Source organism: Microcoleus sp. Pol12B3 (assembly GCF_036701355.1).
Taxonomy (GTDB): Bacteria; Cyanobacteriota; Cyanobacteriia; order Cyanobacteriales; family Microcoleaceae; genus Microcoleus.
This window is the reverse complement of record NZ_JAUBQS010000114.1, coordinates 1-7906: the sequence shown is the minus strand read 5'-3', so window position 1 is coordinate 7906 and position 7906 is coordinate 1. Positions and strand designations below refer to the sequence as shown.

The following is a 7906-nucleotide window of genomic DNA, read 5'->3' as shown; positions in this document are numbered from 1 at the left end:
TATGTTTTAGCCTATTATACCTTCTTTTGTCTACCCCCCTTGACAATTTGCACTTTTTCTTAACTTGTCACAAATGGTTCTTGAGTCAAAAGATTGCGAGTTCCGTCAAGTCTCAACCAATGTCTTGGTTCGTTTAATGAACCCAAGAGCAATTTTCACAAAACGCTGATTATTTTGATAGCTACAGCGTCCATGTCCTTCTGCAAGATTAGAACCAACACCATCAGCCGCTCGCACTATTTGTTTGCCCATCGTATCCTTGGCAAAATCGTCCCACTTTTTAATAATCAACCATATTTCGTTTGATATTTTTTCAGCTAAGCGATCAACTCTTAGCTGTTGGAAGCTTTCCAGATGAGATCCTTTGAATAGTTGATTGCCAAACATTGACAGTCAACTGTCAACAGTCAACTGTCAACAGTCAACTGTCAACAGTTAACTAATTAAAGCGTTAAAGACTGAGGATTTGTCTCAATCAATTTTGCTAAATCTTGCAAGAAAGACGCCGCATCAGCACCGTAAATAATCCGGTGATCGCAAGTAATATTCACCTGCATTTGGCGCTTAACTCCCATCAAACCTTCCTCGTTTGCTACTACTTGCGGCCGCGAAGAACCGATCGCCAAAATCGAGCCTTGATTCGGCGGCAAAATCGCGTCAAACTTGTCTACTCCAAACATTCCCAAATTGGAAAGAGTAAAAGTTCCCGTGCTGTATTCATCAGGCTTCAACTGCTTGGTGCGGGCGCGATCGACTAAATCCTTCCAAGTGCGCGAGAGCGAATAAATATCGAGGCGATCGGCATTTTGCAGCACCGGCGTAATCAAACCGCCGCCATCCATCGCCACCGCTACCGCCACATTAATATCAGCGAGGTATTGAATTCCCGACTCCACATAACAAGCATTCAGCAGAGGATGTTTTTGTAAAGTTACTGCTACAGCCTTCGCCAGCATAGCCGTCATCGTGACGCCCTTCGACTTAATTTGTTTGTAGAGTTTGTCGAGATTATCAGTAGTAATTGTGTAACCGACGCGGAAAGACGGCACGCTCAAACTTGCTTCCATATTCCGCACCACCGCATTTTGCAGCGCATTCATCGGTACTGTTTGGCCCGAAAGTGCTGCTGCGGGGACTGGTGCGGGGGCGGGTTTGGCTGCTGCGGGGGCGGGTGCTGCGGGTGCTGGTGCTGGTGCTGCGGGGACTGTTACCGGTTGCTGAACCGGAGCGGGTTGGGCTTTGCCGGCTGCTGCTTCCACATCCTCTGCGACAATGCGACCGTTGGGCCCGCTGCCTTTGATTGAATTCAAATCTACTTTAAACTCTTTGGCTAATTTGCGAGCGCGGGGAGAAACGACGCTGCGGCCGTTTTGGCGGCTGACATTTTGCTGCAAACCTGCTGAGGAAGTAGCTGCGCTCACAGGAGCGGGGCTGGGAGCAGGGGCGGCGGCGGCGGTTGGGGCGGCGGCTCCTTGCTGCTGAGCTACGGCGATTTCGGCTTCTGTTTCTGCTACTAGGGCGATTGCCGCTCCCACCGGGGCAACTTCGCCCGCAGGTACGATAATTATTGCTAAATAGCCTTCGTAGAAAGACTCCACGTCCATGTCGGCTTTGTCGGATTCAACCACCACCACCGTTTCGCCTTTTTCTACTTTGTCTCCAGCGGATTTGACCCAGGAAACAATTTTGCCCTCTGTCATTGTCGAACTCAGGGCTGGCATGAAAACTTCGCGAATCATCTGTAAAAAGTCCTTTTGATTTGGTAATAGGTAATCGGTAATTGGCAATTGAGCATTGGCGATCGGCCTCCGGCAATACTTATTATTATGCCAGTTTCTCGCATTCTTGATGTGTGAATTTTGACTCAAAATCAATTGCCAATTACCGATCGCCAATTACCACTTACCAATTTCTAAATATCACCTCGAATTTCTTCGACTATGCCGTCGCGGAGGAGGATTTCTACTTGCATTTTTTGAATCAAGTTTTCTCCGAGCCCGACAGTGAATGTGCCGTCAATTTGACCTTGGCTCACTTCTTGTTCCAGGTCTAGCACCTGCACTTGTTGAAGCTGTTGCAGGTTTTGGTTTTTCTGTTCTAGCAGTTCGCTTTTTCTTTGATTTACCTGCACTTGAATGTTTTCTATTTGCTGCATTACCTGCGGGCCTGGGGGCTGCAGATTTTGCTTTTGGATTTCTGAAATCATCCGCTGCCCTTGCATTTCTAACTGTTGTAGCTGAGAGTCTATTTGGTTGATTTGGGCTTGGAGTTGCTGTTGAGCTTCTTCTTTCCAGCGGGGAGTAACGACGACTTTAACGTTAATCGATCGCTTCAAGAGTAATTGTGGTTCCATAAAGTTGTTGCTTGTCAATTAGGAATTAGGCATTAGTCAGGAGTCATTAGTTGGTAAAAATGAACTAATGACCCAGGACTGAGGACTCGGACTCGGGACTTGGGTGTTGGGATAATTTTTTCTTTTCCATTCCCCAAGTCCTGCGAATATTTCAAAACATCCCGTCAATCATATCGCGGTAGTGTTGCGTCACAACCGGGCGCTTAATTTTCAGGGTCTGGGTCAACATTCCATTTTCGATCGAAAATGGCTCCTGAATCAACCGGAACGGGCCGATGCGATCGTCCGCGCGGTATCCGGGGCGATTTTGCACCTCTCGGTTCAATTCTTTGCGGAATAAATCTTGAATAGTCTTGCTATTCCAGTCAATTTCATGTATAGGGGGATTCTGAGTTTCTGCCCATTTCTGTACGGCTTCTGCATTGGGGACAATTAAGGCACCGATGGATTTCTGGTCTTGACCTACTAGCATAATTTGGTCGATGTAGGGGCTGCGGACGCAGGCGTCTTCTATGGGCTGGGGTTCGATGTTTTCACCGTTGCTGAGGACGATCGTATCTTTGGCCCGCCCGGTCAAGATTAAGTCGTTTCCCGGTGTCAGCCAGCCCAAATCACCGGTGTCGAACCAGCCTTCGGGGTCTATGGCTTTGGCAGTCGCTTGCGGATTAAGATAGTAGCCCTGCATGATTTGCGGCCCCCGCGCCAATACTAAACCGCGCTGGCCTGTTGGCAGTTGCTGTCTGGTTTCTGGGTCTACTATTTTAATTTCCGTATGGGCTAGAGGCTGTCCCGCAGAACCTTTAAGATTGTGCCAAGGGCGGCGGACGGTTAAAACCGGCGACGTTTCCGTTAAACCATATCCCACTAACAAACCGATATTCGTTATTTCAAAGAAATTGTCTATATGCGCGGCCAAAGAACCGCCACCGCTAATCGCCCATTTTAAGCGTCCCCCTGTAGCTTGCCTGACTTTTTGGTAAACCAGTTTTTCGGCGAGGGCGTGTACGGGCGACAACAGAATGCTTTTGGTACGGGCGATTAGTTTTTCAGTAGCAGAAGCAGGTTTTAAATTGAGAGTTAATCCTTGAAAAATGCGGCGGGCCTCGATATATTGCTGGCTGGCAGATAACAGGAAATCTACCAATTTTTGTTTGTTAGGTGGCTGTTCCCGAAATTGCTTTTGTACTGCCTCGTAAATCGATTCCCAGATGCGCGGAACGCTTACCATGTAATGGGGTTTGTAAGTTTTAAAGTCTTGTTTGAAATAGCGAATATTGGTGTAAATTTGCGTGCATCCTTGGGAAAGCAGGAAGTATTCGACGCTGCGTTCGTAGGCGTGCCAACTGGGCAGAATGCTGAGGGCCGATTCGCCGGCTTCGGGCTGGAGAATTGTGCCCAAGGTGGTGAGTTGGTGCAGCAGGTTCCCGTGAGTCAGCATGACGCCTTTGGGTTTGCCGGTGGTGCCGCTGGTGTAGAGGAGGGTGGCGAGGGTTTGCTGGCTGTGCTTGGTGGGTTTGAGGGGGCGGTTTGCCCCTGTGGTCATCACTTGGGAAAATTTGACTGTGCTTAGGGTTTGGCTGGTTTCCGGTTCTTCGTCGGAGAGGAGGACGACGAGTTGGATGGGCAAATCCGGGAGGCGGTGTTGCAGTTTTTTGAGTAATGCCCGGTTTTCGACTACCAAGGCGGTGCTGCCGCTGTCTTGGATGATGTACAAAAGTTCTTCGGGGTCGGCGGTGGCGCCTCGAACGGCGTTGGCTGCCCCGGCCATCATGATACCTTGGTCGGCTATCAGCCAGCGGGGGCTGTTGTCGGCGAAGAGGGCGACGCGCGGAGAGACGGCTTCTTCGGGATTTTGTTCGATGCCGAGGGCTTGGAGGCCGGCGGCGAATTGCTGGATTTGTTGGTAGAGGTCGGTGTAGGTGAGTTTGATTTCGGGCTGGCTGTGGGGGTCGTGGAGGGCGACGGTTTGACCGAATTGTTGTTTGACGATCGCCCAAAATTCGGGTATCGATTGAATGGAAGTGTAATCGATTAGCTTGCTGAGGTTAGCGCGATCGCGATCGGTCATTTGAGATGATGTGTAAGATGCTGGGCCGTTCATAGGGTATTTTCCTCAGTTTATGGAGATAAAATTATTGGCTATAAGTTTAAGATCGCAGTTATTTTACAACTTTATGGCAGTATCGTGACAGTTTGCCAACCTGTCATTGTCTATTTAGAAAATTAGGGATACAAAATGATGAAAATTATAGTTGCACAGAAACAGATGAATTTACCAATGTTGATAGTAGTTGCTTTGAGTGCGATCGTACTAGCATTATCTGGAAATCTACTTGGAGCCGAAGTTGCACAGACGCAACCGGGAAATAGTAGACGAACATTTGCCGATTGGTGTCGCCAAAAAGCTTCTTTGAGTCCTGAAACTAAACATACTGTTGATGTGCTGTTGCAGAAAGCTGAGACTACTGAGTGCGATGCGGCCGATCGGAAACTTTCGAGTCTCCCGGGACTCAGACTCATTGACAATAAAATCAGCGACATCAAACCGCTAGAATCCTTGACTAACCTGACTCGGCTCATCCTCCTGAGCAATCAAATCAGCGACATCAAACCCCTAGCATCCTTGACTAAACTGACTTTCCTCTTGCTCGACAACAATCAAATCAGCGACATCAAACCGCTAGAATCCTTGACTAACCTGACTGTGATCGGCTTCGCCAACAATCAAATCAGTGACATCAAACCGCTAGCATCCTTGACTAACCTGACTGTGATCGGGCTCGCCAACAATCAAATCAACGACATCAAACCGCTAGCATCCTTGACTAACTTGACTATGATCGCCCTGGCCAACAATCAAATTACTGAGATCAAACCGCTAGCATCCTTGACTAACCTGACTTTGCTCACCCTTGGCGACAATCAAATCAACGACATCAAACCGCTAGCATCCTTGACTACCCTTGACTGGCTCACCCTTAGCGACAATCAAATCATCGACATCAAACCGCTAGCATCCTTGACTAACCTGAGATTGCTCTCCCTCAGCGACAATCAAATCAGCGACATCAAACCGTTGGAATCCTTGACTAACCTCAGAGAACTCCATCTCAGTGGAAATCCGATCGCTCCCAAAACCTGCCCTCTCAAACCAGAGTCTATCTGTAAGTGGGAACCATAACCCAAACCATAAAACTTGAAAATGATGCCCGATCGCACTTAAATGTTTCAGTCGCCGCTGTGCTGCCGATCGAGTACGATCGCGAGTTCTATCCTCAGATCGGCTTCAGTCAGGGGGAGATTGTCGGGAAGGTCGATCGTAATTTGCATGATTTATAGTACCTTTTAATTTCAATTGTCTCTGAAGTGCGATCGTTACATATTCATTAAACTTTGATTCATACGCTGTATTCTTCAAGATTAAAACGAGTAGATATGTCAGAACTTTAACATAGCTGGGTGCTTAGGGCGAACCTTAACCGCACAATTTAAACTATGAGTCGAGCGGGCATCTTGCCTGTTCATTAAACTCGCGCAATATCTCAGATTTAAGCGACACGGCGCGGTGCATCAACCATCGGTGCTGTACCAAACAAATGTCTGAGATAACTGCGACTGAGCTCGCGGTTCCAGCGCCGCAGCCGCACCATTACTCGCGTGAATGTAAAAGTCAATTCTAACACCAAAGAAAGCTGTTTAAGACTGAGTGAAGTATTAAACACATCATTGCCGTGCGTGCGTTCAATCTGATGGTGTTTCAGCAAAGCAATCAGGTTTTTGGTAGAGCCTTTCAGTTGATTGAAATAACTCTGGGAGAATGCCCAGCGGCTGAAACCCCAAAACTTAGCCAAATGATTTATCTCATCCTGTAAAGGCTGGGAAATTGCCTGTTGCAACGCCCCAGTTGAGTGTACCATCAACCATAAATAAACAGAAGTAGCTCCCCACTCGGTACTCAGGCGGCTAATCACGTGTTTGTAGGTATCTTGCCAAGCGTCACCTGTGGATTGACAGCCATTCACAGAGTTCGGTTTTACTTGCAGTTTCTCCCCTGTAAGTTGTTGGTAAATTTTCCTAAATGTCGGGCAATGTTGGCGTTCTTCTTTTTCCCAGACACCTATCTCTAGAATGTTGCCGTTGTCATCAAAAATTCCTCCCATAAACCGCGCCATTTGCGGATAAATATGCTGTAAGTAGCACCAACTTTCTCTACCGTAGCTCCGGATGGGAGCTTCAATTTCTGCCGCACTTGCCAAAATTTGTAAAAAGATTTCTGGCTTGACACCAATAATTTGGTCGCGATTGATTCCTTGCCAATCTATGGGTTCCCAAGGGCGGGGATGCGGGGTGGAAAATTGCTGGGGCAGATCGGAAAGTCGATCGCTCAAAACTTCCAATGACATATAATGGTCGATGAGCGAGTTAATCCTAGCCCGACTTTGCAAGTAGCGAGGGCTTTGATACTGATGCCCAGCCAAATCAATTGTATACACCTTACCAGTAGCTTTCATTGTTTCTGCCTGTTCCTAACTTTTACAGCTATTGTGAAAAAGGCATTTGGGAAGTCGCAATGAGTAACGTGCAGGCTGCTCAATTACTGCGAGTTGGCTGGAGTTAGCCGAACTTAGGTGAAACTGCATGAAGTAGGGTGAACTAAACAACAGATGATACGGCTAATATGTGCCGAAGAGTACCTTTCCTCCCATAAATCGTCTATACTTCAGTCTTGACCAATTCCATAAGTAGAAAGTTGTAAGTAGAAAGTTTGTAGTACTGGGATTCCCAAAATTTTTTATTTTGGCTCTTTCGTACCTACTATGCTAAAAGTTTATTTTAGGAAAATGCCCGCTAATCACAGATCTAATTTCAAAATAGTTAAAATTTCTAAAGCCAAATCCACAACTATTTAACAATTTTAATTTTTTATTAATTTCTTATACTATACCCTTGGTTGTTCGCAGTTCAAAATACCCGAATATTTACCCAAACCACCGTTGGATTGGTGGGATACTATTCCGGTAGTAAAATTTTCTTTGTCTTTTATTAACAAAACTAATTTTATCTATACCTAACCGTTTGAGTTGGCATACATAAATGGGCATGAGTGACTCAGTTATAAACATTACCATTTACAGACTTATTCATTGGTCGATCGTGATTTTTAACTAGGTTATTAACGTCGCTATGGATCGTATATTATGCACTCATTTATGCCTATTTATTAATAAAACTTCGACGTTGGGCTACAAATTTTAAGATTTCACTTAAAGGTTTTTCACAAGTATCCCACTTAAATTGTCGCCCATTTACTCTTAAAACTACTTCTCGATTCCATCGGTAAATCTTTAACTAAATGTTCCTGATTTTGATGAAGACGATGACTACTTCGACGACGTTGTGGGCAGATTGCCGTTTTTGTCTCTACTTGAACTATCGAAAATTAATGTTTCCTCTGTTTGTCTGCTGTCTTCTACTATACAGCACTTCCGGATGTTATGAGGTACAGTAGCAGCAATTAGTAAACCAGTTTTTGAGATGTTTCGGATTAATTAA

At 46.1% G+C, this 7906-nt stretch carries 6 protein-coding genes; 1 reads left to right on the top strand and 5 read right to left on the bottom strand.

Features of this window, described 5'->3' with window-relative positions:
- Positions 1-105 precede the first annotated feature (105 nt).
- The 4 genes from QUA53_RS28115 to QUA53_RS28100 form a co-directional block, all read right to left on the bottom strand.
- Positions 106-387 carry a four helix bundle protein gene (locus QUA53_RS28115; protein WP_333101053.1) on the bottom strand — a complete coding sequence of 94 codons (282 nt, stop codon included), beginning with the start codon at positions 385-387 and terminating at the stop codon, positions 106-108.
- Between the two features lie 56 nt (positions 388-443).
- Positions 444-1739, bottom strand: coding sequence for a dihydrolipoamide acetyltransferase family protein (locus tag QUA53_RS28110; RefSeq protein WP_333101054.1), 1296 nt, complete (start codon positions 1737-1739; stop codon positions 444-446).
- 173 nt (positions 1740-1912) lie between these two features.
- Positions 1913-2353: a YlqD family protein gene (locus QUA53_RS28105; RefSeq protein ID WP_015179467.1), complete on the bottom strand. Its 441-nt coding sequence runs from the start codon at positions 2351-2353 to the stop codon at positions 1913-1915.
- Positions 2354-2504: 151 nt separating this feature from the next.
- Entirely contained in the window at positions 2505-4454 is a 1950-nt protein-coding gene (locus tag QUA53_RS28100; protein ID WP_333101052.1) for a long-chain fatty acid--CoA ligase, read from the bottom strand.
- Between the two features lie 135 nt (positions 4455-4589).
- On the opposite strand from QUA53_RS28100, the gene QUA53_RS28095 reads away from it, so the two are divergent.
- Entirely contained in the window at positions 4590-5534 is a 945-nt protein-coding gene (locus QUA53_RS28095) for a leucine-rich repeat domain-containing protein (RefSeq protein ID WP_333101051.1), read from the top strand.
- A 367-nt stretch (positions 5535-5901) separates the two neighbouring features.
- Here the strand turns inward: QUA53_RS28095 and QUA53_RS28090 are convergent, their stop codons facing one another.
- The gene (locus tag QUA53_RS28090) at positions 5902-6864 is read right to left on the bottom strand and encodes a hypothetical protein (protein ID WP_333101050.1); all 963 of its coding nucleotides are present in this window, start codon (positions 6862-6864) and stop codon (positions 5902-5904) included.
- Positions 6865-7906: the final 1042 nt, after the last annotated feature.